This window comes from Alcanivorax sp. HI0044, assembly GCF_001634945.1.
Genome location: NZ_LWEZ01000329.1, coordinates 1 through 731, shown reverse-complemented (window position 1 = coordinate 731; position 731 = coordinate 1). Strand labels below are relative to the sequence as shown.

At 55.8% G+C, this 731-nt stretch carries 1 pseudogene; it reads left to right on the top strand.

The features are described from left to right. Positions 1-731, top strand: a pseudogene (locus tag A3730_RS03950) (TRAP transporter large permease subunit); the annotation flags it as partial.

The window sequence follows — 731 nt, the reverse complement described above, 5'->3', positions numbered from 1 at the left end:
GGTATGCTGCTGCGCCAAACCAAGATGGCCCATCTGGTCTTCGACGTGCTGCGCCCCTGGAAAATGTCACCGGAGCTCATGTGTTTCGTTGTCCTCGCAGTTGCCGCTGTACCTACCGCCTATACTGGGGCATCGGGCATCTTCGTCATCGCCGCCGGTGCTACAATCTATAACGAGCTGGTTCGTGCTGGCGCCCGCAAACAGCTGGCTCTGGCTGCCACCGCCATGTCCGGCTCCATGGGTGTGGTGCTACGTCCTTGCCTGCTGGTGGTTATCATCGCTGCGCTAAACAACAGTGTAACCACGGATGAACTGTTCACTTCCGGCCTGAAAATCTTTGGCCTGTCGTTACTCTTGTTCTTCATTTACAGCCAGTTCGCCCGTACTGCCCCCGCACGTATTGCACCGTTCTCTGAAGCGGTTCCCCAGAGCCTGAAACGCCTGATCCCTCTGCTGCCCTATGTGATCATCATGGGGACGGTTGTGGTGCTCTTCCGGGATCTGCTGGATACGGAGCTGAACGAGAACTACGCACCGATCATTCTGCCGGTGATGTTGCTGGCGATTCTTGCCTACGAAAAGCTGAGCCAGAAATCGCTGCATGTCTTCACCGTGATCCTGGTACCACTGCTGATCTATTCTTGCTACAACCTGTGGATCATTAATGATGCTCTGAACGCTGGCGCCATTCCCACCGGTACCTCTGCAGAGCAACTGGAAGGCCTGTTCTG